Origin of the sequence: Roseovarius sp. MMSF_3298 (genome assembly GCF_030733705.1) — a bacterium.
Lineage (GTDB): Bacteria > Pseudomonadota > Alphaproteobacteria > Rhodobacterales > Rhodobacteraceae > Roseovarius > Roseovarius confluentis.
The window spans coordinates 1-22,112 of record NZ_JASHIN010000043.1 but is presented as its reverse complement, the minus strand read 5'-3'; the positions used below and the strand labels follow the sequence as shown (position 1 = coordinate 22,112).

General features: G+C 61.2%; 23 protein-coding genes and 1 pseudogene. 13 read left to right on the top strand and 11 right to left on the bottom strand.

Annotation, left to right across the window (positions count from 1 at the left end):
• The coding region (locus RBB18_RS22010; RefSeq protein WP_306121276.1) for an iron chelate uptake ABC transporter family permease subunit at nucleotides 1–813 on the top strand (813 nt) is incomplete at its 5' end.
• On the top strand, nucleotides 813–1,613 hold the full coding sequence (locus RBB18_RS22005; RefSeq protein ID WP_306112191.1) for an ABC transporter ATP-binding protein: 801 nt from the start codon (nucleotides 813–815) through the stop codon (nucleotides 1,611–1,613). The genes RBB18_RS22010 and RBB18_RS22005, both read left to right, overlap by 1 nt.
• A gap of 76 nt (nucleotides 1,614–1,689) precedes the next feature.
• Here RBB18_RS22005 and RBB18_RS22000 read toward each other — a convergent pair whose 3' ends face one another.
• The gene (locus RBB18_RS22000) at nucleotides 1,690–3,828 is read right to left on the bottom strand and encodes a TonB-dependent siderophore receptor (protein ID WP_306112190.1); all 2,139 of its coding nucleotides are present in this window, start codon (nucleotides 3,826–3,828) and stop codon (nucleotides 1,690–1,692) included.
• 100 nt (nucleotides 3,829–3,928) lie between these two features.
• Complete coding sequence (locus tag RBB18_RS21995; protein WP_103765099.1) at nucleotides 3,929–4,807, bottom strand: AraC family transcriptional regulator; 879 nt, start codon at nucleotides 4,805–4,807, stop codon at nucleotides 3,929–3,931.
• Between the two features lie 484 nt (nucleotides 4,808–5,291).
• On the opposite strand from RBB18_RS21995, the gene hemP reads away from it, so the two are divergent.
• Nucleotides 5,292–5,462, top strand: coding sequence for a hemin uptake protein HemP (gene hemP / locus RBB18_RS21990; protein WP_103765100.1), 171 nt, complete (start codon nucleotides 5,292–5,294; stop codon nucleotides 5,460–5,462).
• Nucleotides 5,459–5,953, top strand: coding sequence for a hypothetical protein (locus tag RBB18_RS21985; RefSeq protein ID WP_306112188.1), 495 nt, complete (start codon nucleotides 5,459–5,461; stop codon nucleotides 5,951–5,953). Before hemP ends, RBB18_RS21985 begins: the two co-directional genes overlap by 4 nt.
• Nucleotides 5,954–6,198: 245 nt before the next feature.
• Here the strand turns inward: RBB18_RS21985 and RBB18_RS21980 are convergent, their stop codons facing one another.
• A complete protein-coding gene (locus tag RBB18_RS21980) occupies nucleotides 6,199–6,345 on the bottom strand; it encodes a hypothetical protein (protein ID WP_306112187.1) in 147 nt (48 codons plus the stop codon).
• 75 nt (nucleotides 6,346–6,420) lie between these two features.
• Complete coding sequence (locus tag RBB18_RS21975; RefSeq protein WP_274594020.1) at nucleotides 6,421–7,278, bottom strand: MurR/RpiR family transcriptional regulator; 858 nt, start codon at nucleotides 7,276–7,278, stop codon at nucleotides 6,421–6,423.
• 158 nt (nucleotides 7,279–7,436) lie between these two features.
• Here RBB18_RS21975 and RBB18_RS21970 point away from each other — a divergent pair, with 158 nt between their 5' ends.
• The 5 genes from RBB18_RS21970 to RBB18_RS21950 all read left to right on the top strand — a co-directional run bounded on the left by RBB18_RS21970 (nucleotide 7,437) and on the right by RBB18_RS21950 (nucleotide 12,095).
• Complete coding sequence (locus RBB18_RS21970; protein WP_103765102.1) at nucleotides 7,437–8,246, top strand: transporter substrate-binding domain-containing protein; 810 nt, start codon at nucleotides 7,437–7,439, stop codon at nucleotides 8,244–8,246.
• Between the two features lie 71 nt (nucleotides 8,247–8,317).
• Nucleotides 8,318–9,058 (top strand): amino acid ABC transporter permease, encoded by a 741-nt coding sequence (locus RBB18_RS21965; protein WP_103765103.1) that lies wholly within the window; start codon nucleotides 8,318–8,320, stop codon nucleotides 9,056–9,058.
• Between the two features lie 2 nt (nucleotides 9,059–9,060).
• Nucleotides 9,061–9,933, top strand: coding sequence for an amino acid ABC transporter permease (locus tag RBB18_RS21960; RefSeq protein WP_306112186.1), 873 nt, complete (start codon nucleotides 9,061–9,063; stop codon nucleotides 9,931–9,933).
• A gap of 12 nt (nucleotides 9,934–9,945) precedes the next feature.
• Nucleotides 9,946–10,692, top strand: a complete 747-nt coding sequence (locus RBB18_RS21955) for an amino acid ABC transporter ATP-binding protein (protein WP_306112185.1) — start codon at nucleotides 9,946–9,948, stop codon at nucleotides 10,690–10,692.
• A gap of 11 nt (nucleotides 10,693–10,703) precedes the next feature.
• Entirely contained in the window at nucleotides 10,704–12,095 is a 1,392-nt protein-coding gene (locus RBB18_RS21950; protein WP_306112184.1) for a lyase family protein, read from the top strand.
• 588 nt (nucleotides 12,096–12,683) lie between these two features.
• Here RBB18_RS21950 and RBB18_RS21945 read toward each other — a convergent pair.
• The 3 genes from RBB18_RS21945 to RBB18_RS21935 all read right to left on the bottom strand — a co-directional run bounded on the left by RBB18_RS21945 (nucleotide 12,684) and on the right by RBB18_RS21935 (nucleotide 14,736).
• Nucleotides 12,684–13,517 carry an alpha/beta fold hydrolase gene (locus RBB18_RS21945; RefSeq protein WP_306112183.1) on the bottom strand — a complete coding sequence of 278 codons (834 nt, stop codon included), beginning with the start codon at nucleotides 13,515–13,517 and terminating at the stop codon, nucleotides 12,684–12,686.
• 130 nt (nucleotides 13,518–13,647) lie between these two features.
• On the bottom strand, nucleotides 13,648–13,851 hold the full coding sequence (locus tag RBB18_RS21940; RefSeq protein ID WP_222449433.1) for a hypothetical protein: 204 nt from the start codon (nucleotides 13,849–13,851) through the stop codon (nucleotides 13,648–13,650).
• 102 nt (nucleotides 13,852–13,953) lie between these two features.
• Nucleotides 13,954–14,736 (bottom strand): alpha/beta fold hydrolase, encoded by a 783-nt coding sequence (locus RBB18_RS21935; RefSeq protein ID WP_306112182.1) that lies wholly within the window; start codon nucleotides 14,734–14,736, stop codon nucleotides 13,954–13,956.
• A 380-nt stretch (nucleotides 14,737–15,116) separates the two neighbouring features.
• Between RBB18_RS21935 and RBB18_RS21930 the strand changes: the two genes are divergently transcribed.
• Complete coding sequence (locus RBB18_RS21930; protein ID WP_103765108.1) at nucleotides 15,117–16,025, top strand: LysR family transcriptional regulator; 909 nt, start codon at nucleotides 15,117–15,119, stop codon at nucleotides 16,023–16,025.
• Nucleotides 16,026–16,037: 12 nt separating this feature from the next.
• Here the strand turns inward: RBB18_RS21930 and RBB18_RS21925 are convergent, their stop codons facing one another.
• Complete coding sequence (locus tag RBB18_RS21925) at nucleotides 16,038–16,943, bottom strand: LysR family transcriptional regulator (RefSeq protein WP_306112181.1); 906 nt, start codon at nucleotides 16,941–16,943, stop codon at nucleotides 16,038–16,040.
• A 100-nt stretch (nucleotides 16,944–17,043) separates the two neighbouring features.
• Here RBB18_RS21925 and wrbA point away from each other — a divergent pair, with 100 nt between their 5' ends.
• On the top strand, nucleotides 17,044–17,667 hold the full coding sequence (gene wrbA, locus RBB18_RS21920) for an NAD(P)H:quinone oxidoreductase (RefSeq protein WP_306112180.1): 624 nt from the start codon (nucleotides 17,044–17,046) through the stop codon (nucleotides 17,665–17,667).
• Nucleotides 17,668–17,735: 68 nt separating this feature from the next.
• Here wrbA and RBB18_RS21915 read toward each other — a convergent pair whose 3' ends face one another.
• The 3 genes from RBB18_RS21915 to RBB18_RS21905 form a co-directional block, all read right to left on the bottom strand.
• Nucleotides 17,736–18,215, bottom strand: a complete 480-nt coding sequence (locus tag RBB18_RS21915) for an Lrp/AsnC family transcriptional regulator (RefSeq protein WP_306112179.1) — start codon at nucleotides 18,213–18,215, stop codon at nucleotides 17,736–17,738.
• Between the two features lie 228 nt (nucleotides 18,216–18,443).
• Nucleotides 18,444–20,087 carry a GMC family oxidoreductase gene (locus RBB18_RS21910; protein WP_306112178.1) on the bottom strand — a complete coding sequence of 548 codons (1,644 nt, stop codon included), beginning with the start codon at nucleotides 20,085–20,087 and terminating at the stop codon, nucleotides 18,444–18,446.
• A 195-nt stretch (nucleotides 20,088–20,282) separates the two neighbouring features.
• On the bottom strand, nucleotides 20,283–21,062 hold the full coding sequence (locus RBB18_RS21905) for an SDR family oxidoreductase (RefSeq protein ID WP_103765113.1): 780 nt from the start codon (nucleotides 21,060–21,062) through the stop codon (nucleotides 20,283–20,285).
• A 265-nt stretch (nucleotides 21,063–21,327) separates the two neighbouring features.
• On the opposite strand from RBB18_RS21905, the gene RBB18_RS21900 reads away from it, so the two are divergent.
• On the top strand, nucleotides 21,328–21,657 hold the full coding sequence (locus RBB18_RS21900; RefSeq protein WP_103765118.1) for a nuclear transport factor 2 family protein: 330 nt from the start codon (nucleotides 21,328–21,330) through the stop codon (nucleotides 21,655–21,657).
• Between the two features lie 187 nt (nucleotides 21,658–21,844).
• Nucleotides 21,845–22,112: pseudogene (locus RBB18_RS21895) on the top strand (IS110 family transposase); the annotation flags it as partial.

The following is a 22,112-nucleotide window of genomic DNA, read 5'->3' as shown; positions in this document are numbered from 1 at the left end:
ACCGCGCGGGGGGCGGGCGCGGTGCTGGGGATGTCGGGGGCGCTTTTCCAGATGCTCTTTCGGAACCCGCTGGCGTCACCGGATATCCTTGGATTCAACGCCGGTGCGGGATTGGCGATCATCGCCGGCATCGCATTCGGCATTGCGATGCCGACAGCGGTGATGGCGGCGCTTGGCGGCGTGGCGATGGCGCTGGTGATCGGTGGGCTGGCCTTTCGCGGAGGCGGTGGGACGCCGGTGTTGACGATCATCCTGATCGGAATTGGCGCGGGTTTCACGGCGACGGCGGTGTCGACCTTCCTGATGACGATCTTGCCGGGAACGACCGCGTCCGAGGCGCAGCGCTGGTTGACGGGCTCGCTCGCGGCGCGCGATTGGAGCCATGCCGCGCAAGTTCTGGGCATCGGGGCGATGCTGGCAAGCCTGGCCCTCAGGCAGGCACGGATCCTGTCGGCGCTGGAACTGGGCGACGGGCTGGCGGCAGGGCTGGGGCAAAGGCCCGAGGCGGCCCGGTGGTGGCTTTCGGCAACGGGCGTGTTGCTGGCCGCCACGGGCGTGGCCGTGGCGGGGCCGGTGCCCTTCGTGGCGCTGATGGCCGGGCCCCTGGGGATGCGTTTGACCGGTGCCCGTACGTCGGCGGGGCGCATGGTCTCGGGTGCAGGGGCCGGCGCACTGTTGTTGGTGTTGTCGGACCTTCTGGCGCGCGTGGCCGTGCCCGGCCTGCAATTGCCCGCCGGGGTCGCGACCGGCCTTCTGGGAGCGCCCTACCTGCTGTGGCGGCTGTCGCGGGAAATGGAACGAGGAGACTTGTGATGCTGAGAACGGAGGCGCTGAGCCTGTCTTATGACGATGTGCCCGTCATCAGCGACCTGGACCTGGAGCTGCCCTGCGGGCGTGTCACCGCGATCATCGGTCCGAACGGCTGCGGGAAATCCACGTTGCTGCGTGCGCTGGCCCGGCTGATGCCGCCGGCTTCCGGCCGGGTGACGCTGAACGGCGAGGACATCAACCGCATTCCGCCCAAGCAACTGGCCCGCCAGATGGCCATCCTGCCGCAAACATTGCGGGCGCCGGAAGGGATCAGGGTGTCGGATCTTGTCATGCGGGGTCGAATCCCGTGGCGCACGTTCCTGAGCCCGTGGAACGAGGCCGACAAGACGGCCTGCGAGGCCGCGCTGGAGGCGGTCGGAATGACCGGGTTTGCCGACCGGGAACTGTCGGAGCTGTCGGGCGGGCAGCGGCAGCGGGCGTGGCTGAGCCTTGTGCTCGCGCAGCAGACGCCTTGCCTGCTGTTGGACGAGCCGACGACCTATCTGGACCTGACGCACCAGATGGACGTTCTGGCCCTGCTGCGGAGGCAGAACCGGCAGTCCGGGCAAACGATCGTCAGCGTGCTTCACGATCTGAACCTTGCGGCCCGCTATTCGGACAACCTTGTGCTGTTGGCGAACGGTCAGGTGGTCGCTTCGGGCGCGCCCGAGCAGGTCCTGACGCCTGATAACCTGTTGTCGGCTTTCGATCTGGAGGCACGGGTCATTCCGGATCCGGTGACGGGGACGCCGATGGTTGTGCCGCTGGAGCCGGCAGAGCCTGTCCTCTCCGCTGGAGTGTGACCTCCGCCCGAGCGCGGAATGAAAAAAGATGCGGCATCGCTGCCGCATCTCCATCCTTCGGATTCGGTTCCGGTTCTCAGAAGCGGGAGGTGACCGACAGGCTGATCTCGCGCCCGGAGCCGTAGGAGCAGGTATAGAGATCTTGGCAGCCGGTGACGTAGCGCTTGTCGCCGATATTGGTGACGGCAAGATTGGCTTCGAGTCCGTCGCGTACCTGGTAGGTTGCGAAAGCGTCGTAGAGGGTTGCGCTGGACACCTTGAACGTGTTGGTCGGGTCGGCAAAGCTTTCGCCCTGGTGACGCACGCCGGCCCCGACTTTCAGGCCGTCAAGCGGACCCGCGAAATCGTAGCTGGCAAAGAGCGACAGCTCGGTCTCGGGAATGAGCGTCGGTGTCGTGCCGACAAGGGCCGGGTTCGCGTCCTCGCGGATTTCCGCGTCGATGAAGCTTGCGGCAGCCTGGAGGTAAAGCCCGTTGCCGAAGTCGTATTCCGCCTCGAACTCGAGGCCGCGCGAGCGCACCTCGCCCAGCTGTGTCTGGTTGGGCGCGACACCGACGACAACCCCTTCGCGATCGATCTGGAACGCCGCGCCGGTGAACGAGAAATTGCCGTCCAGAGGCGCCCATTTGAACCCGAGCTCGACCTGGTCGCCGGTTTCCGGGCGGGTCACGCCGGCGGCGGGCGATGCGATCAGCGGATTGAAGAACGTCGAGTAGGAGAGATAAGGTGTGAAGCCCGACGCGGCTTCATAGGAGATGGCCACGCGCCCGGACGTTTCGCTGTCGCTGCGGCTGAAGTTGGTCGAGCCACGCTGCTTGGTTGCAACGAAGTCATGCCGCAGGTTGAGTGTGCCGATCCATCCACTGCCCCAGCGCATCTGATCCTGCACGTAGAAACCGATCTGACGCTGGGTGGTCGTGGCGTCCTGGTAGGGCGCGCCGATGACCGGCGTTCCGGGGGGCGTCGGATTGACCACGGTATTGCTGCCAAGGCCCGAGGCCTGGATTTCGTCGATCTCGTAGTAACGAGCGTCAAGACCGAAGAGGAGGTCATGATCGACCGATCCGGTCGAGACCGTTCCGTAGTAGCGCAGATCGGTCTGGGCGGTGTAGACCTGCGTGTCGTGCTCGAAAGCTATGAGGCTGAGCGTGCCCTGCGGGTCACTGGGCGCGGTGGCAAACCCATTGTACCCGAAGGGATAGTAGTAGCGCTCGTGGACATCGGCATAGCCCAGGCGCCCGATGCCGGTGAAGGTAAAGCCGTTGTCGAGTTCGCGTTCCACGATGGCAGAAAACGAGGCTTGCCGCCGCTCGTACTTGTCCCAGTCCGGGTCCGAGAAGTTCGCGTCGGGATCAATATAGCCGAATTGCGGGGTAGGCACGACCGTGCCCTGATAGGGCAGGAACGTGCTTCCGTTGTGGTGTTCGTCGGCGATGTGGATGTTGGCCAGCAGGGTGACCTCGGTGCCGCCATCGGTCCTGAACCGATAGGCCGGCGCGAAGGTGCCGCGCACGCCATCATTGAACGCATCGTACTTGTCGCCGCCTTCGAGGCGCCCGGTCAGGCGATACGAGCTCGAGTCGCCGATGTCGTCGCCGTAGTCGAACTCGACCCAGCCGGCGGTCGCGTCGTTGACGCCGAATGTCAGTTCCCGGATCCGGCCGCCCGGGCGCTTGGACACGTAATTGACGATGCCGCCCGGGTTCGAGCCACCGTAGAGAGCCGAGGATGCGCCACGCAGGACCTCGACGCGTTCCAGCGTGTAGGGGTCGATGAAGAAGGAGCCGAAGGCGAATGAGAGGTTCTGCGCGTTGTCGAGATAGATCCCGGTCTGGTCGGCCTGGAAGCCTCGAATGCGCAGCCAGTCATAGTCATTGTCGTCGCCGAACACGTCCGCTGTCACACCCGCGGAATAGCGCAGGGCCTCGCTGACGCGGTTGGCGCCGAAACGCTCGATCTTCTCGCGCCCGAGAACAGAGACCGACTGCGGTATCTCGTTCACGGTGAGCGGTACCTTGCTGCCCGTGACGGTTGGCGGGTTCTTGTCCTCGCCCACGGGACCGGTGGCGTCTTCCTGGTTGCGCAGGGTGATCGTCCCAAGATCCAGCGTCTCATCAGCGGGCTGGGCGTTTGAAACCGCAGCGGTTCCCAGCAGCATCAGCGCTGCGCTGCTGAGCCTGGCCATGCCAAGCCGGCGGTTTATCGTTTTGGCCATATCGGCATCCTTCTCTTTCAGATGTCACGTCGGGTCACCCATCCTCCCGGGCGGGGAAGAGGGAGCGCGCAAAGTGCTTCAGGATACCCGATTAAAATTATCAGGAAGAATTGTCTTGAATAATCGGACCATCCTGCCCGGGCGGATTCGCCTTTGCCCATGCTCCCGGTGATTGGCCGGTTCCCAGCTTGAAACTGCGGGAAAAGTGGGCCTGGTCGGCGAACCCGGTTACGTTTGTCACCTCGGCAAGCGGCAGTCCGCGGCACAGGAGGCGCTTGGCGTAATCGATCTTGATCCCTGTGACCCAAGCATGTGGCGACATGGCTGTGCGTTTGCGGAAGACCCGGTTGAAATGCGTGCGGGACAGGCCGGACAACGCGGCCAGATCATCCACAGCGATCCGATTTTCCATTCGTTCGAAGACATGCGCGCGCATGGCGTGGAGCCAGGCGTCCCCCTTGTCGCCATCGCCAAGGCCGGCCCGGTCGATCAGGCATACCTCTTGTACGATGGCGCTGACCAGCCTGTCGACGCGGTGCATGGACGGGCGGATCGACACGCATTCGTCCTGTAGGACGCGCACGAGCGGGGCCAGCGGCCCGAGCGATGGGAAAACGAGCATCCTGTCGAGGGGCGCGCCGGCCCCTGCAAGCGACTTGAGGCGCGGCATCGAAAGATGAATGTCGATGTGTCTGAGATCGCCAGGTTCGTCGAGGCTGGCCCAGACCTGCACGCCTGCCGGAATGTAGCATGCGGCGGCGGCGCTGGATGCGGCGTCTTTCCCGCGTGAGAGGGACAGTGCACGGTCATCGAGGACAAGAACAAGGCGTGGGTACATCGAGACATACCGTCCGGTGGCGCGGGACTGTCCTTGCACATGCCAATAGTCGACGACCATGTCGTCGAACCGTAGGCAGCGCATTTCGTCCAGCGGGTCGAACCCGCGGACAGCAGCATACATTCTGGGATGAAAGGACATCGCTCCGCCATTGATACGTATTGGCTGGGCACTGCCTCGCTACCCGTAAACTATTCTCATCCGGAAAGATTATCAACTGTCCTTGACCGACGGTCCTGTACCGGGGCCGCTCCGCACTTGCATCGCCGGGTGCCTGCCGTATCCGGGTCGCCGGAATAGACCGGACCTTTCGAGACCTGCATGTCGAATCATCGGAACCAGCACCTCCAGGGTAAGTACGGCGAGAATCCCGGAGAACATCGGGGAAATATTTAAGTACTTGTGAGGGCTACGATTCCAGCGGATTGACAATTCCGACTAAAAAAGTCAGATTAGACAAATCCAGCCAATCCCGAAGGCTTTTCCGAGGGACCGCCCGATACATTCGAGTTTCAGGAGTGGCACCGGAACCGCTTTGGCAACCAGGTCGAAGCATCCCGATCCTCCGACGTCGTGCCCGGCAGCATTTACAGGGCGCGGAAACCACGGAAAACAGGAGGGCGGAATGGGTGCCTTAGACAACAAATTGCTCATCGGCGCGACCGAGGTCGATACGATCCCGCTGCACTATGCGAGCAAGCTGACCGATGGCGGCGGGCTGGCGCATATCCAGCTCTATGATCAGGTTTACACGCTGCGCATCACGCGCGCCGGCAAATTGATCCTTACGAAATGATGAATCCATCTGAACGCCGTGGCGGCGCACCCGTCGGTATCCTTCACGATCTCGATCCGGTCGAGGCGAGCGCCGTAATCTATTTGCGCATGTGGTGCGACGGGCCGGAAGCGCAAAGCCTTGTCTGGAATGATTTCGCAACGGCTCTCGGCCCCAGGGCGGGACGCAGGGAATTGCAGAATTTTGAACAGCTGTGCAGCATGTGTGCCAAGCATGGCCGCCGCCCATTGGTGCGGCACCACGCGCAGTGCAGGTGCCTGGGCGGCGACGAGGCGACGTTCGCCAACATCGTGGCCCACGCTGCGGATGGCGAGCGCGAGGATGCGTTTTTGATGGCTGCGAACCTTGTCCGGCCCGATATGGCCGCTGTCATTGTGGCGCTTGCGCAGGAGTTCGGCCTGACACTGCGGCGCATGATGGGCATGTCAGGTTACCATCCGGCCACGTTGCCGACACCGATCGACCACCCCGATCCAACGAAGCTCCACTAAAAAAGTGGAGAGCAAGAATAGGCAACCCAGTCACGAATATGTCCGCGCTTCGCTGGTCACGATGCGCTCTGCTATGGCGGAAGGTCAGACGGGACAAGGTAGCCAATGCGGGCAGGAGGCATTCGAGCAAGGGGGGCCGGGTCTGAACGATCCCGGTCTCCGCGCAGTCCAGGCAAGCGGATCGAGCATGCCGGCTGCATAAGGTTTGCGCAAGAGGAGACTGCGACCGCCACGCCGCCGCGCTTTCAGGTGACAATTTGCATCTTAATCTCGGCCATTTTGGCCATATTGCGCGCCGCAGCACGTTCTGCAACGCGTTCAGGACGGGCGCGGTTCTCGAGCACGTATTTAAGAAAACCACTTACAAGGATCCGCCTTGTGGTTCCTGCCACGGCAAGAGCTCCACGTCCTTGCAGACACTGTGGCATGGTTGATTGCCTGCAATCGGCAGGAAGTGCTTTCGTTATTCAATCGAGGTAGAGACCGCTTTCATCGCGTATTTTTTCAATCTCTCTTAGCCGAGCATCTGAACTTACGTCGGCAACGGACGCTGCTGCCGCAAGCAAAGTTTCGATCATGAACAGAACGGAAACCAGAGACGGGTAATAGTGCGGGCTCGTTGTCGGTGCGTAGAATGTCGTATCGGCATATGGCACGAGCGGTGAACTGGGCCGATCGGTCACGGCAAATATCTTTGCACCTTTCGAGTGTGCATATTGAACGGCGCGCGTCGTCTGAACGGCGTAGGGGGAAACTGAAAACACCAACATGCTGTCCGCCTCGTCAATGACGGCCAAGCGCTCGGTCAAATCGACAAGGCCCCCGTGTAATGCCACGAAATTCGGAAGCGCCATGCTGCCGGTGACTTCCATCAGTCCCGAAAGCCAATACAGCGATCCGGACGCAAGAAGATAGGTGCACCTGCTTTGGTGTACCGATTTGGCGAAAGCGTCGATCGCTTCCGCATCGAGAAGGTCGGCCGTTGTCGCGAGGTTGCCGTGCACCGACTCTGTCAGGTCTCGGATCAGTTCGCTGCTTGAGGTGTCGCCGAAAGAGTTCCGGAGCCTGCCCACCCGGGCACCAAACCCCCTGCCGTTGGAAACGCTGGCCTGAAACGCGGCTCTCAATGCGGCGTAGCTCTCGTAATCCAGTGCCTTGGCCAGTCTTTGCAGCGTTGCCGGAGAAACATCGCAATCTGACGCAATTGCGCGCATCGAATCGAATGCAATTCTGTCAGGGTTGTCGAGCGCGAAGCGGGCGACATGCGTCAGCTTCTTCGACAAATCGGGTAGACGGTCGCGAATGGTATCCTTCGGGTTGTCCAACTTCGGCCTCTCTTGATGCGAAAAAATACAAAGTAATTTTTTCCACCAAAATTATTACATTTGTTTCACGAGATGGGTAGACAAAACATTCGAAATCACCTTCAGTGCTTCAAATATCACGGCATCGACCGTGCTCAAACACAACAGGAGGACGTACAATGAGTCGTTACATCACAACGACGTTGGCCAGCGCGGCGCTGGCGCTGGTCTGTGGTCAGGTGCAGGCCGATCAGCTGGAAGACATCAAGGAAGACGGCGAAATCGTCGTCGGCGTAAAGCAGGACTACAAGCCCTGGGGCTACCTGACGTCCGACGGTGAACTGGCCGGACTGGAGATTGACCTGGCCCGCGACGTGGCCGAGCGTCTCGGGGTCGAACTGGAACTCGTCCCCGTGGTTGCATCGAACAGGATGCAGTTTCTCAGCCAGGGCCGCATCGACCTGATCATTGCAACGATGGGTGACAACGAGGATCGCCGCGAGGTCGTCGGTATGATCCAGCCGAACTACTACGCCGGGGGCACCAATGTTCTGGCACCGAAGTCCGTCGGGCTCGAAGAGTGGTCGGACCTGGAGGGGCGTGACGTCTGCGCGCTTCAGGGCTCCTATTACAACAAGCGCGTGACGCAGCTTTACGGCCCGAACCTCGTGGCGTTCGCCGGTATTCCCGAGGTTACCTCGGCCTTGCAGAACGGCAACTGCGTGGCGTTCCTTTACGACAACACGTGGATCGAGTCGCAGCTGGCGTCGGACGAACAATGGGCAGATTACGAGATGCCATTCGAGACCGAGGATCCGCAGGCCTGGTCCATCGCCGTTCCGCTTGAAGAACTGGACGGAGCCTATGGCGAGAAAATGAGCGAGATCGTCACGGACTGGCACAAGACCGGTTTCCTCATCGAGCGGAACGAGGCGAATGGTATCGCACCGAGCCCGTTCCTTCAGGAAATGCACGAAAAGTTCAAATAACCCTTTTCGCCATTTGACTTTCCGGCGGCGAGCGCTTCGCCGCCGGTTCCATTTCAGGACGACGACGAGCAATGGATTCTACAAGTGTCATAGAGTGGTTGCGACCGGACTGGTTTTTCAACCTCACGGTTGTCAGCGATGAATACAACCGCGGGCGGTACCTGGCAGGTTTGTGGATGACCGTTCAACTTTCGGTCATCTCAATTGTCCTGTCGCTGGTCGTCGGCGCTGTGGGTGCGGCAGCGCAAGGCGCGCAGTCCCGTACCGTGCGGGTGCTTGTAGGTTTCTTCGTGGCCTTCTTTCGGAACACGCCGCCGCTGGTCCAGCTCTACTTTTTCTATTTCGCCATCGGCACGGTCCTTCAGATCACGGGCGACGATGGGCGGCCTGAACCACTGGTCAGCAATTTCGGTTGGGCGATCATTTCTCTGTCGCTCTTTGCCGGCGCTTTGAACGTCGAGATTTTCCGGGCCGGCATCGAGGCTGTTCCGAAGTCCACAATCGAGGCCGCAGAGGCACTGGGATACAAGAGGCTGCAGATCTACAAGGACATCGTGCTGCCTCTGGCGGTGCGCATTTCGCTGCCCGCGCTTGGCACGAACCTCGTGAACCTGGTCAAGACGACCACGCTTGCCTATGCCATCGCGGTCCCCGAACTCCTTTACGTGGCTGCCCAGATCTGGTCGGAAGACCTGAACGTCCAGGAAATGATGAACGTTCTGCTGCTCTCCTACGTGGGAATTGTCGCCGTACTCGTCTGGGTGCTGCACCATTGGGAGAAGAAGCTGCGCATTCCGGGCTACGGGAGGTAATCATGCTGTATCCGACAAGACCCACCGTACCCGTCAAAGGGCATCTGCCCGTACTTCTCCCGATGCGCAGTACCGGAGAGCCGCTGCCGCTGACCGACAGGGTATTCAATCTCTGGACGGCCGCTCTTCTGTTCGTGGCATGTGCCGCCGCGCTTGTGACTCCGGCGCTCGCGCAGCAGGACGGTGAAAGCCAACGCAGCATTATTGAAATTCTTCTGGAATGGACGCCGACGATTGGGTCCGGCTTCGCCTTCAACGTGCTGATCTCGATCTGCTCGATGGCCGTCGGAACGGTGCTTGGCGTCGGGCTGGGTATCCTGCAGGTCTCTCCGTTGCGGTTCGTGCGCCAGGTCTCCTGGGCCATCACGCAGTTCTTTCGGAATTCGCCCTGGCTGGTCCTTTTGTTCTACTGCATTCTGTTGATCCCGTTCCAGATAGAGATATTCGGTACCGAAGTGCCGTTTCCGGGCTGGATCAAGGCTGTGCTGGGGCTTTCCCTTCCGGTCATGGCCTACATGTCGGAATATGTCCGGGGTGCCATCATGTCGATCCCGGAGGGTCAGTGGGAGTCGGCGGAATCTCTGGGGTTCAACCGGGCGCAGACGATGCGGGAGATCATCCTTCCGCAAACCGTCAAGCGAATCCTGCCCTCTTGGATGAACCTTTATGCCGTTCTGACCATGGCGACACCGCTGGTTTCGATCGTCGGCGTGAATGACGTGATGGCGCTGACGCGCGCTGCGCTCAGTGCCGAAGGCCGCGTGGACCTGCTGATACCGATGTACCTCTACATCCTCTGCTGGTTCTTTATCTATTGCTATCCAATCAGCGCGTTCACCCGGCGGCTGGAACGCAAATTTTCCGTGCAACTCTGAAGCGAGGAACTCATGGCCTGGACAAGTGATCAACCGATCATTTCCCTGAAGGACGTTCACAAATCTTTCGGGAACACCGAAGTCCTTCGTGGAATTACGATGGACGTTCGAAAGGGCGAAGTCGTCTGCATCATCGGGCCATCCGGCTCGGGCAAGTCGACCCTCATCCGGTGCATCAACGCGCTCAACGACATTCAGTCGGGATCCATCTCCGTCGAGGGCCAGGAGGTCAGTGACCCGAAGCTGGACAAGCTCGAGCTTCGCAAGAAGGTCGGCATGGTGTTCCAGCAATACAACCTGTTTCCACACAAGACGGCGCTTCAGAATGTCATGATGGCGCCGATCAAGGTGCTCAAACAGGATCGCAAGGCAGTCGAGGAACGTGCGCGAGCCCTGCTCAAGAAGGTGCGTCTTGAAGGCAAGGAAGACAATTTTCCAGGAGAGCTTTCAGGGGGGCAGCAGCAGCGGGTGGCGATCGCACGCTCACTTGCCATGAACCCGGACGTGATGCTGTTCGACGAGGTCACCGCGGCATTGGATCCCGAGACGGTCAAGGAAGTCCTCCAGACCATCAAGACACTCGCATCGGAAGGTATGACCTGCATCCTCGTCACGCACGAAATGGGCTTCGCCCGCGAGATCGCGGACTGTGTCTATTTCACGGACAAGGGCGTGATCGTCGAGTCCGGTCCGCCGGCCACTTTCTTTGACCAGGCAAAAGACCCGCGCACCCGCGAGTTCCTCAGCCAAATTCTCTGACGGACGATCAAATGCTGGAACGTGATGTGATCATGAAAGAGGTCGCCGACAGTCTCGGTCGGCTCGAAGTGCCCGCAGATGCGCTCTACGGAGCGAACGCTGCGCGTGGAGCGGAGAATTTCCGCGGGTTCGGTCCGGCCCTGTCGGCCTATCCGGAATTCATATGCGCCATGGCCAAGGTCAAGCGGGCCGCCGCACTGGCCAATCGCCGGGCGTCCGGTTTGCCCGTGCGCGAGGCAGACGCCATTATAGCGGCATGCGATGAAATTGCGGCCGGAGAACACTGGTCGCAATTCGTTGTTCCGATGGCGGAAGGCTCTGGCGGCACGTCGCTGAACATGAACTTCAACGAGGTGATAGCGAGCCGCGCGAACCAGATACTGGGCGACGAGCGGACTGGACCGATCCGATCCAACGATCACGTCAACCGCAGCCAGTCGACCAATGACGTGATCCCTACCGCGATCAAACTGGCCTGCGTCCTTCTGTTGCCGGGGCTGAAATCCTCGGTGGAGGAACTCGTCTCGGTGTTTCGCGCACAGGCGGAGGTGTCACGGGACGTGCTGAGAACGGGCCGGACCTGTATGCAGGCCGCGCAACCGATGACATATGGCCAGTTGTTCGACGGCTATGCGGCGCTTTTGGAAGGCGCCCTGAGGACGCTGGAGCGTGCGGTCGACGATCTCCAGACGGTGCCGATGGGCGGCACTGCCATCGGCACGGGGCTTGGCCGTGTTGATGGCTATGAAGCGGAAATCTTACCCGCCCTAAAGGAAAGCTTCGGCTTCGATGTTCGAGGACCAAGGGATATGTTCGCTGCGATGCAGGGCACGGATGGGTTCCAGCGCCTGTCTGGTGAACTGGCAGGGCTTGCCACCAATCTCGGCCGCATCGCCGCCGACCTGATCATCCTCAGCAGCGATGCGGCGTCCGGGATCGGCGAGATTCACCTTCCGCCGGTCCAGCCGGGGTCGTCCATCATGGCCGGAAAGGTCAACCCGGTCATCCCGATGCAGGTTCAGCAGGTCTCGTTCCAGGTTCACGGGTTGAACGGCACCATCACGATGGCCTGCCAGGCGGGACAGATGGAAATCAACCATTTCGAAACGGTCATTGCGCAATCGCTGTTCGACCAGTTCGGGCTGCTGACCCGCGCCAGCACTGTTTTTGCGCGCACGTGTGTGTCCGGGCTTAGTATTGACCAGGACCGATCCTACGAAAACCTCGCCTCGTCATTCGGTGTTTCTACCGTATTCCTGCACCGTCTTGGGTACGAAAAGGTCGCGCAACTTGCCAAACGCTCTCTGAAAGAGAAAAAATCACTGGCTCAGATCGCTATAGCGGAGGGTCTTTTGGCCGAAGAGGGGCTCAGAGATGTTCTGAAAGATGCGACTCGACCCTGAGGCGTGGTCCTGAACGGAGACGCGGGCATAATTTGGAACGCCAAGCGGAACGAACGCATGCGACATTGCGACCGGCTGGAGATTCCGATGAAACTGAAAAAGCTGAATAGGCTTCGCTCAATTACAGGTCATGCGTTCGTCTGCCCCTAAGTGCCGCAATCATGTATACCGTGCGACGCCGCCCGGGAAGGCGTGAGTGTCATGATTGCATGCTCAGGGTAGCATCGGCCCTAAGCCGCCGTTGGTCGCCAGACTCTTGAATGGCCGGCAAGGGCCTGGAACCGACTTGGTCGAAAAGGGCGGGAAGCCGTCGTTCTTTGCACGTAGCTCCAACGTCCGACATGCATGTAAAAGTGCTGTCGATCAAATGTAGAAAGGTAGTTACAGCCTGTCTGGATGCCTTCGGTCAGTTGGAGTGGGAGTTTCTAATGCTCTTCCAGTACCGATCGGTGGCTCAAAGGCACAGCGTTTCAATGAAATGGGCTCAATACGGGTTGAACTTTCAATAGCTTCCCCTGGGGAGAGCCGGGGAAAGCTTGACAAGCGAGGCCCGAACTGGCGCGTTTTGCGCCAGATCGGTGCGGTTCGTTAACTGGACTGCAAATAGCCCAAGATGTCCGCGTTGATCGCTTCAGCCATCGTCGCCGCCATGCCATGAGAGGCGCCGTCATAGACCTTGAGCGTCGCGTTAGGCATGATCTCGACCGTCCTCGCGGCAGAGGACTTTATGGGCACGACCTGATCGTCGCTGCCATGCATCACCAGCGTCGGCAGTTGGATCGCCTTGAGGTCCTCGGTGAAGTCGGTTTCGGAGAAGGCCTTGATGCAGTCGAAGTGCGCCTTGGCGCTGCCCTGCATCCCCTGCCGCCACCAGTTGCGGATCAAGCCTTCGCTGACCTCCGCGTCCGGGCGGTTGAAGCCATAGAACGGGCCCGATGCCACGTCGAGGTAGAATTGCGGTCGGTTCGCGGCAAGCGCCTCGCGGAAGCCGTCGAACACGTCCAGCGGCGTGCCGTCGGGGTTGCTGTCCTTCTTCACCATGACCGGCGGCACGGCACCGATCAGCACCAGCTTCGAGACGCGTCCGGGCTTGGCACGGGCGGCGTAGTGCACGACCTCTCCACCGCCGGTGGAATGGCCCACATGCACGGCCGCCTTGAGGTCCAGCGCGTCCGCCAAGGCGATGACATCGGCGGCATAGGTGTCCATCTCGTTGCCGGTTTCCGTCTGGTCCGAGCGCCCGTGCCCGCGCCGGTCGAAGGCGATGACGCGAAAGCCCTTGCCGAGGAAATAGAGCATCTGGGCGTCCCATTCGTCGGCCGTCAGGGGCCAGCCGTGGTGGAACACGATGGGTTGCGCGTCGCGCGGGCCCCAGTCGCGGTAAAAGATCTGCGTGCCGTCGTCGGCGGAAATGTAGGTCATGGTCTGAGGTCCTCGGTTGGAAGGTGATGTTTCGGCCCGCAGGCCGGAAGCCGTCAGCAGCGGTGTGGACGCTGCAATCAACAGGCCCGTGCCGCCGGCAATCGCGCAGCGACGGGTGAGGCGGAATGGTTCAGGTCCGGACATGGCGTTTTCCCGATATGATCAACTGACACGGGTCGGATTTGGGCATCTTGCAGGTACGGTTGGCCTGGACGTGACTGCCGGTGAAACTGTCTACGTTGACGATCCAGGAGGCGACGGCGACGGCCGCGACCGAGATGAGGAACAGGATCGCGCTCCAAGAAAGTATGGATTTCACTTTCATATGGGACATGGTGTGGCTCCATTGCCGGGGTGATTTCCCCAGGTGAGATTTTCTGTGAACAGGTTTCGGGTTCCTGCGGCGAGGCGGGTTCTGCCGCAGGAGATTGCTAATTCAGCTTCCGCCGGAGGCGCGGGCAGCCTCATCGATCACGTCGGCGACTTCGTCGGGCTTGGTCAAAAACACAACGTGGCTACCGGGTACGTCGACTGATACAGCGCCAATCCGGTCGGCCGTGTGGCGCAGTAGTTTCGGGTCGATGGCCTTGTCCTCGGTTGCGATTACGGCCCAGCTCGGCTTTTCCTTCCACGCAGCGTGTTTCACAGGCGTTCCGAAGATTTCCATATTGATGGGCACCTGGCTGTCCCGGAGGAAAGCTGCGTCCGCATCGGCGGTGTCGCCGGCGAAGCCGGTCTTGAATTCTTCGAGGTTGACGAAGCCGAACCCGTCATCGCCGGTCTCGATGATGAATTCGGGCGGGGCGGGGATGTCAGAGAATTGGTCGCCCGTGGTCTCGCCCACGTCTGGGGCCAGCGCGGAGACATAGACGAGGCCTGCAACCTTGGGGTTGATACCCGCCTCGGTGATGACCGTTCCGCCGTAGGAATGCCCGACGAGTATAGCCGGACCGTCCTGACGGTCAAGGATGCGGTCGGTGGCAGCCACGTCATCTGCGAGAGAGGTCAGCGGGTTCTGAACGATGCTGACACGGTAGCCGCGCGCGGTGAGGATGTCGTACACGCCGCGCCAGCCCGACCCGTCTGCAAAGGCGCCGTGAACGAGGACGACGGATTTGACCGGCTGTTCAGACAGGATCGTCTCTTGCGCGTTTGCGCTGGTCGTGATGGTCGCGGCGGCGGCAGCGGCGGCGACGGCAGTTCTGAGTTTCTTGGACATTTGAATGTTCCTTTGGTTGATATTGGCAGAGGTCCATAAAGGCCGTGGGAGGGCGGCTCTCCGGTCTGTTTTACTGGATGGCATCCCTGTCGCAGGCGTCGGCATCGTAGCGTTTTGACGCTGACGGGTGCTTGCAACTTTGGCGTATGGTTTGCTGGATACGCTGCAGCATGATTGAAGATTGGCGTTTTTTCGGCCAAGGCTTACCCAATATTTGAAAGAATATTTCATGTCCGGCTCGCTCGAATCAGCGCCGGTTCGGGTAAGCTTTTGTGCTGTCTGCTCCTTTCGGTCAGTTGATGCGTGACCGTAAATTATGCTTTTGACGGCGTTTTGATAATTAGGATAAAGTGAGATGTTGAATTACGGAATTCAGGACAATGAAAAACTACAAGCTGACCGACTTCGATGCCGTGCTCGCGATCAGCCGCAGAGGATCGTTCCGGGCTGCGGCACTCGACATGGGAATGTCAACGAGCGCGCTCAGCAATGCGATTTCCAAGCTGGAAGGACAACTGGGCGTGCGCCTGTTCAATCGCACGACGCGCAGTGTCTCACTGACCGAGGCGGGGCACAGGTTTGTCGATCAGGTCAGCCCGGCGGTGCGGGATATCCACCAGGCTCTGGACACGGTCCGATCGCAACAGGAAACACCTTCCGGCACCGTGCGTATTAACACCTTCGTCACCGCTGCGCAGGAGATTCTTGAACCACTGATCCTGGAGTTCCTGAAGCGGTTTCCCCAAGTTCAGGTCGATCTCGTGACCGAAGGGAGTCTTGTGGACATCGTGGCGGACGGGTTCGATTTCGGGGTGCGCAGCAAAACCCTCGTACCGTCGGACATGATCGCGATTCCATTGGGGCCAGCGCGGCGGCATGCCGTCGTCGCCGCACCGTCCTATTTTGCGAACCGGGATGTGCCGCGCGTTCCGGCCGACCTGAAGGCGCATACCTGTATTCGCGTCCGCCTGCCGAACGGCGCGCTGTATCGCTGGCAGTTCGAATCCGAGGGCCAGCCGGTGCATGTGGACGTGGACGGGCCACTGACTCTGGACGAGGCCAGCCTGGCGCGCACCGCGGTCCTCGATGGAGTGGGCATCGGCTATTTCATGGAGTCGAACGTGCGCGCGGATATCGCGGCGGGCCGACTGGTGCGGATCCTAGACGATTGGACCCCGCCGGTTGCGCCGCTGTGCCTGTATTACCCCAGCCGGCGCAACCCGCCGGCCGCGTTCAAGGTCTTCGTCGATCTTGCGCGCGAGTTGGCGCGCTCGGCGCGGGCGGTGTGAAGGTCGGCCCGGCTATCGCCGGAATGGGGCGATGGCGAAGGCGCGGGCAAGGTGGTCTATGAAGGCGCGAAGCGCCGAGGCCCTTGCGGTGTCGCGCGAGAACACGGCGTAGATCGTGCCCTCGACGGTCGAGATGTCGGGCAACACTCGCATCAGCTCGCCGCTTGCAATATCCGCCATACAGGCATGTTCGGGCAGCAGGGCGACGCCCAGCCCCCTGATTGCAGCGTGCCGCAGGGTGGCGATGTCGCTCGTGACCAGCCGCGGAGAGACGTCGATGGTATGGGCTGTGTCATCCCGGTCGAAAAGCTCCCACACGCGGTTGTCGCCAGGCAGGCACAGGGTCGGGACAGCCTGCAAGTCCCGAGGCGTCAGCAGCTGGCTTGTACCGGCAAGGGACGGCGCCGCGACAAGGATGCCACGCGATACCCCGAGCCGCCGCACGACGTGCGAGGCGCCGGCCTCGACCTGCGACCGCGCGCGGATCGTGATATCCACATCGTCCCTGACGAGGTCGAGCGGGCCCGCCATCGCGACCAGTTCGATCCGGACCTTGGGAAAGTCGGTGAGGAAATCGGCGATGACATCATCCAGCAGATCATCCAACAGGCCCGGCGGACACCCGACACGGATGCGGCCAGACGGCCCGTCGCTGTCGCTTGCCGCGCGTTGGGCGGCGTCGAAGGCGTCGACCATCGTCTTGCCGTGTTCCGCCACGATCCGTCCGGTTTCGGTTGGGCGCATGTTGCGCGTCGTCCGCTCAAGCAGGCGCACGCCCAGATCCTGCTCCAGCCGTGCGATGGCCTTGCTGAGTGTGCTTTTGGGAATGCCGAGATCCCGGGCGGCGGCGGCAAACGAGCCTTTGTCGACGACTTTCCTGAAGCGGGCGAGGTCATCAAGGCTGGGCGTCTTAGACATGTGATTGTCCATCCGGGCAGACAGTGAAACGAAATTCGACGCCGTAGTGCAGACGGGTGCGCGCACATAGCTTTCCACGCGTCAAACAAAGGAAAGCGACATGACAGATCAAGATCCCGTCCGGCTGGCAATCGTCTATTACAGCAGTACCGGCAACACATTCACGATAGCACAGCAAATCGCCGCCGGCGCCGAAAAGCACGGCGCCGCGGTCAGGATACGGCGGGTGGGGGAACTGGCACCCGACGCGGCAATAGATGCCAACCCGGCATGGCGGAAACACCTTGAGGCAACGCGTGAAGTACCCGTTGCCACCCACTCGGACCTGGAATGGGCGGATGGCTTCGTTTTCGGGACGCCGACGCGTTTCGGCCTGCCGGCGGCGCAGTTGAAGCAGTTCCTGGATACCTGCGGCGGCCTGTGGATGAACGGGAAGCTGACCGACAAGGTCGTCAGTGCCTTCACAGGGGCCGGGAACGTGCATGGTGGGCAGGAATCCACCCTTCTGGCGCTGCACAACGTGTTCTATCACTGGGGCGCAATCATGGTGCCTCCGGGGTATACGGATCCTGCGATTCATGCCGCCGGGGGTAACCCGTACGGCACCAGCTTCACCGACGGACAAGGTGCGCCCCTTCCCGAGACGACGTTGCATGCGGCAAGGCACCAGGGGGCGCGGATGGCCACATGGGCGCAGGTGGTGCGTCGGGTCAGGGCGGCGTGACGGTGGGCGTGCGATCCGGTGGCCGCCGGGTCGCCAGCGTTGCGGGACGCCGGCCACGGGGGGCTCTTTCAGAATGCCAAGGGCGCGTTGTCCTTGACCTCTTTCAGCACGAAAAAAGTGCGGATCTGGCGAACGCCCGGCAGGGTGATGAGTTTGCGGCCGTGCAACAGGTTGAAACCTTCCATGTCCCGTGTCCTGATCTTGAGCAGATAGTCGAAATCCCCGGCTACCAGGTTGCAATCCAGGACCTCTTTCATTCCTCCGACGGTCTTCTCGAACTCGGAAAAGCTTTCGGGGGTGGACCGGTCCAGCACGACTCCGACCATCACGAGCGTCCCGAGCCCCACGCAGGCCGGAGCTATCTGCGCGCGGGCGGACGAGATGTATTTCTGTTCGATCAGACGCTGGGTGCGGCGGTGGCATGTCGCGGCGCTGACGTTCACCAGTCGAGCCAGGTCTGAATTGGCCATCCGCGCATCTTTCTGAAGCGCACGCATAATGTTTCGATCGATCCGATCGAGGTCCGGGTTGAAAGAATCTTCCGGCATTGTTCGGGTTTCCGCAGGTCTCGGGCGTTCTGATGCGCCTTGCTGCATCATCTAAGGCACAGTTCCGGATTCGAAGAAAGCGGGTTGTCGGTGCGTGGCCTTGCGGCATGGAGGGCGATGTCGGCTGGCGCAGTCCGGACTCAGGCGGTGTCATTGTACGTTTGATTTGGATGCGCCGGATCATGCGGACCGGAGGATGTCGTGCCCCCGATCCGCGGCGGGGATTGTTCATGCCCCGGCTGCCAGGGGTAGTTCGGCTCGCGCCAGACCGTGTTGCTGGCGGATCATGTCGGCGGCACGCTCTCCGATCACCACGCAGGGGGCCATCGTGTTGCCGGTGGTGATGCGGGGCATGATCGAGGCATCAGCGATGCGCAGGTTGTCGATGCCATAGACCTTGAGCTGATGGTCGACGACCGACATCTCGTCCCGTCCCATCTTGGCGGTGCAGGACTGGTGCCAGTATGTGACTGCCGATTTGCGGATGAAATCGGCCATCGCCTTTCGATTTCGGCCGCCGGGCGCGACCTCCTGCCGAACGAGCGGACTAAAGGCCGCGTGGTTGCCAATCTCGCGGCACATCTCGACGGCGGCAAATGCGGTTTCGAGGTCCTCGGGTTCGCTGAGCGCATTCGGCTCGATCAGGAGCGGATCGTCGGCATCTGGCCCCGACAGCCGCAGGCGGCCCCGGCTTTTCGGCTGGGCCAGGCCCGCGAACATGGTCCAGCCATGGGGCGGCGTTTCGATGCCCGCTTCATCTGGCGCGGGCACCGGGAATTCGAGCTGGCATTGCAGGATATCGGGCTGTTGGAGGCGCGCAGAACTTTGCCAGTAGAGCGTGGCCTCGCACCCGCCGCCGCCGACGCCCTCGGGCTTGTGATAGGCCCAGGTGCAGCCGAAGGCGAGGTGGTCCTGGTGGTTGCGGCCGACGCCGGGAAGGTCGCGCACGGTCCGGATGCCATGAGCGGCAAGCTCGTCCTCGGGGCCGATGCCCGATTGCATTAGGACTTTCGGGGTCTGGATGGCGCCAAGCGACAGGATGGTCTCGCAGCGCGCGCGGAACTGCCGGGGCTTGCCGTCGAGCAGGACTTCGACGCCTGTGGCCGACGTGCCATCCAGCAGGATGCGGTAGACGAGGGCGCCAGGCAGAACGGTCAGGTTGGGCTGGTGCATCACGCGGTGGGTGTAGGAGCGGAACACCGACTGGCGCCAGCCGTCGCGGATGCGAAGATCCGCGATAGCGGCCCCGCCGACGCCTTCCATCATCGCCCCATTCGGGCTGTCGAAGACCGGGATACCCATTTGCCCTGTAGCCTCGAGCATCGCATGGGCGACGGGCTGGGGCACTGCAGGTTGTTCTACGTGGACAGGGCCACCCGTGCCGCGCCGTTCGGCGTCGGGCGCGCCTTGCCAATCCTCGATGCGGCGGTAGTAGCCGAGGATGGACCGGTACCCCCAGGCGGCGTCGCCGGATTTGGCGGCGAAGTGATCCCAGTCTTCCTTGTGGCCCCGGGCCCAGACCATGACGTTGATACTCGATCCACCGCCCAGGCCCTTGCCCATGCTGAGCGGAAGCCTGCGGCCATTGAGGGTCGGGCAGGGTTCGCCCGAGAACCCCCAGTCGCGCTGGCTGCCGAGGTTCAGGGGCCACAGGGCCGGGTTGGAGACCGTGTCTGCCGTATCGTCGCCGCCGGCCTCGAGCAGGAGAACGCTGACTTCCGGCTGTTCGGCCAGCCGAGCCGCGACGACGGAGCCGCTGGACCCGGCGCCGCAGACGATGAAGTCATATTCGGGGCGAAGCGCTTGGCGCAGGGCTTTCTGGTTGTTCTCGACGGCGAGGTCGTGCCGCTTCAGGGTCGGATCGGTGTCCATGCAGGGTTCTCCGTGGGATGGCTGTGTTGATGTCGAAAACGGTTTTGGTCGAGATGACGTGGTTGCTGAGGCACACCGCGAACAGACCACCGTCGGTGGTTTCACCGTTCACCGGAATGGACGATGCAACGCCGCAAGTTGGCCATGCGGCCCGGCGCCAGAGTTATGGTGTCCGACGCGCCAACGGGCAGGCGCTCAAACGGTCGGAACGGTCCCGCCGTCGATGGTGTACTCGGCGCCCGTGATCGTGGCCGCGCGGTCCGACGCCAGGAAGGCGATCAGGCTGGCGACCTCTTGCGGTTTGGTCGGGCGGCCGATGGGAATGCCACCGAGCGACTGCATGATGATCTGCTTGCCGCCTTCGAAGTCGGTTCCTTGCTCTTCGGCGAGGCGCTGGGCGAGACGCACCGATGCCTCGGTTTCGATCCAGCCGGGAGAAACGCGCAGGACCCGGACGCCTTTCGGAGAGACCTCCTTGGACAGACTTTTGCTGTAGGCGGAAAGAGCGGCTTTGGCCGCGGCATAGGCTGTCGTCGCCTCCGGCAGAGGCAGGACGCGTTGGATCGAGGTGACGTGGATGACGACACCATGGCCTTGGGCCACCATCTCGGGCACCAACACTCGGTCAAGCCGAACCGAAGGAAAGAGGTTCAGGTCGAGCTCTGTTTGCCACTGATCGTCATCGAGCGCCGCGTGGCCGCCGCCCGGCGCGGATGACCCGCCGACCATGTGGACGACGATGTCGATGCCGCCCAGTTCTTCCCGGACCGCATCGGCAACCGTCTTGCAGCCTTTCGGTGTCGTCAGGTCTGCGGCGACGAATGCGTCTGCATTCATCAGCTCAGGGCGCGAGCGCGCGGTCGTCAGGACTTTTGCGCCGAGCGTTTGCAGCAGTTCAACAGTCGCGGCTCCGGCACCTTGGGTGCCCCCGGTCACGAGTGCGCGCTTACCAGTAAGGTTGAGAAAATCGGTCATGATCTGAGCTCCAGATTTATTGCTGAATGTTTCTTTCTGGAAAATTTAAGGGACGTCGTGTGTTTGGAAAATATGGATTAAATGGCATGCGCTGTCTTGAAAACCGGGATAATGTCCGGGAGGTTACGGCAGACTGATTATCCTGAATTCTGGAATTCGGCGTGTAGTTTTATCCCTATTATCGAATTTTCATCTTCACTTAGGTTACCTGTTGGCGCGGCCGTCAGAGGGTTGTCGCGCCTTGGACCGCAACAGGAGAATGATGATGAAGCTCGAACTACCGGCAGTGATCGCCCAATATTTCTCGGCCGACAAAAAGGGCAACGCGCACGCGCTAGCGGAATGCTTTACCGATAACGCGATCGTTGTCGATGAAGGCAATACGTACAAGGGTCGGGAGGCGATACGGCAGTGGATGGCCAACGCCTCGACGCAATATACCTACACCGTGGAACCATTCTCGCTGACTGAGGAAGGAGATCGCATTATCGTAACCAGCCATCTCGTTGGCAATTTCCCGGGGAGTCCGGTCGATCTGCGGTATCTGTTCCGTCTGGAAGGAGACAAAATAGCTGAGTTGGAAATAATTCCCTGACGCGACTTGTTGCCCGGAGCGGTACAACCGAACGCCGTGGAATTGGGGGTCCGGTCGTGATGCCTGCACTGGATTGGAGCTGACCGGACCTTCGCAACATATACCATGAATGACAGCTAATGGGATGTACCGGCTGCTTCACCCAGCGGGTTAGGCTCTGCCTATTTCTGCAGATAGGAGAAGTAGCATGGCGAAGACAGGCTTTGATGGACTGATGTCGATTGGTGTCGATATCGGCAAGGACACATTCCATTTGGTGGGTTTCGATCATTTGGGGCAGCGGGTTCTGCGAAAGCAGATCAAGCGATTAGCGTTGGTGGCAACCTTTGAGAAGTTGCCACGTTGTATTGTGGGCATGGAGGCATGCCTGAGCGCACGCTTTGTGAGCCGGACATTGCGCGAGATGGGCTTTGAGCCAAGGATCATCCCTGCGATCTATGTGAAGCCTTTCAACA

Coding starts and splice junctions, on each gene's coding strand:
- RBB18_RS21970 (WP_103765102.1), top strand. CDS start 7,437: ATGAGTCGTTACATCACAACGACGTTGGCCAGCGCGGCGCTGGCGCTG.
- RBB18_RS21915 (WP_306112179.1), bottom strand. CDS start 18,215: ATGCCGGAAGATTCTTTCAACCCGGACCTCGATCGGATCGATCGAAAC.
- RBB18_RS21960 (WP_306112186.1), top strand. CDS start 9,061: ATGCTGTATCCGACAAGACCCACCGTACCCGTCAAAGGGCATCTGCCC.
- RBB18_RS21965 (WP_103765103.1), top strand. CDS start 8,318: ATGGATTCTACAAGTGTCATAGAGTGGTTGCGACCGGACTGGTTTTTC.
- RBB18_RS21910 (WP_306112178.1), bottom strand. CDS start 20,087: ATGGACACCGATCCGACCCTGAAGCGGCACGACCTCGCCGTCGAGAAC.
- RBB18_RS21900 (WP_103765118.1), top strand. CDS start 21,328: ATGAAGCTCGAACTACCGGCAGTGATCGCCCAATATTTCTCGGCCGAC.
- RBB18_RS21985 (WP_306112188.1), top strand. CDS start 5,459: ATGATGAATCCATCTGAACGCCGTGGCGGCGCACCCGTCGGTATCCTT.
- RBB18_RS21940 (WP_222449433.1), bottom strand. CDS start 13,851: ATGTCCCATATGAAAGTGAAATCCATACTTTCTTGGAGCGCGATCCTG.
- RBB18_RS21935 (WP_306112182.1), bottom strand. CDS start 14,736: ATGTCCAAGAAACTCAGAACTGCCGTCGCCGCCGCTGCCGCCGCCGCG.
- hemP (WP_103765100.1), top strand. CDS start 5,292: ATGGGTGCCTTAGACAACAAATTGCTCATCGGCGCGACCGAGGTCGAT.
- RBB18_RS21955 (WP_306112185.1), top strand. CDS start 9,946: ATGGCCTGGACAAGTGATCAACCGATCATTTCCCTGAAGGACGTTCAC.
- RBB18_RS22000 (WP_306112190.1), bottom strand. CDS start 3,828: ATGGCCAAAACGATAAACCGCCGGCTTGGCATGGCCAGGCTCAGCAGC.
- RBB18_RS21995 (WP_103765099.1), bottom strand. CDS start 4,807: ATGTCCTTTCATCCCAGAATGTATGCTGCTGTCCGCGGGTTCGACCCG.
- wrbA (WP_306112180.1), top strand. CDS start 17,044: ATGACAGATCAAGATCCCGTCCGGCTGGCAATCGTCTATTACAGCAGT.
- RBB18_RS22005 (WP_306112191.1), top strand. CDS start 813: ATGCTGAGAACGGAGGCGCTGAGCCTGTCTTATGACGATGTGCCCGTC.
- RBB18_RS21950 (WP_306112184.1), top strand. CDS start 10,704: ATGCTGGAACGTGATGTGATCATGAAAGAGGTCGCCGACAGTCTCGGT.
- RBB18_RS21925 (WP_306112181.1), bottom strand. CDS start 16,943: ATGTCTAAGACGCCCAGCCTTGATGACCTCGCCCGCTTCAGGAAAGTC.
- RBB18_RS21905 (WP_103765113.1), bottom strand. CDS start 21,062: ATGACCGATTTTCTCAACCTTACTGGTAAGCGCGCACTCGTGACCGGG.
- RBB18_RS21930 (WP_103765108.1), top strand. CDS start 15,117: ATGAAAAACTACAAGCTGACCGACTTCGATGCCGTGCTCGCGATCAGC.
- RBB18_RS21945 (WP_306112183.1), bottom strand. CDS start 13,517: ATGACCTACATTTCCGCCGACGACGGCACGCAGATCTTTTACCGCGAC.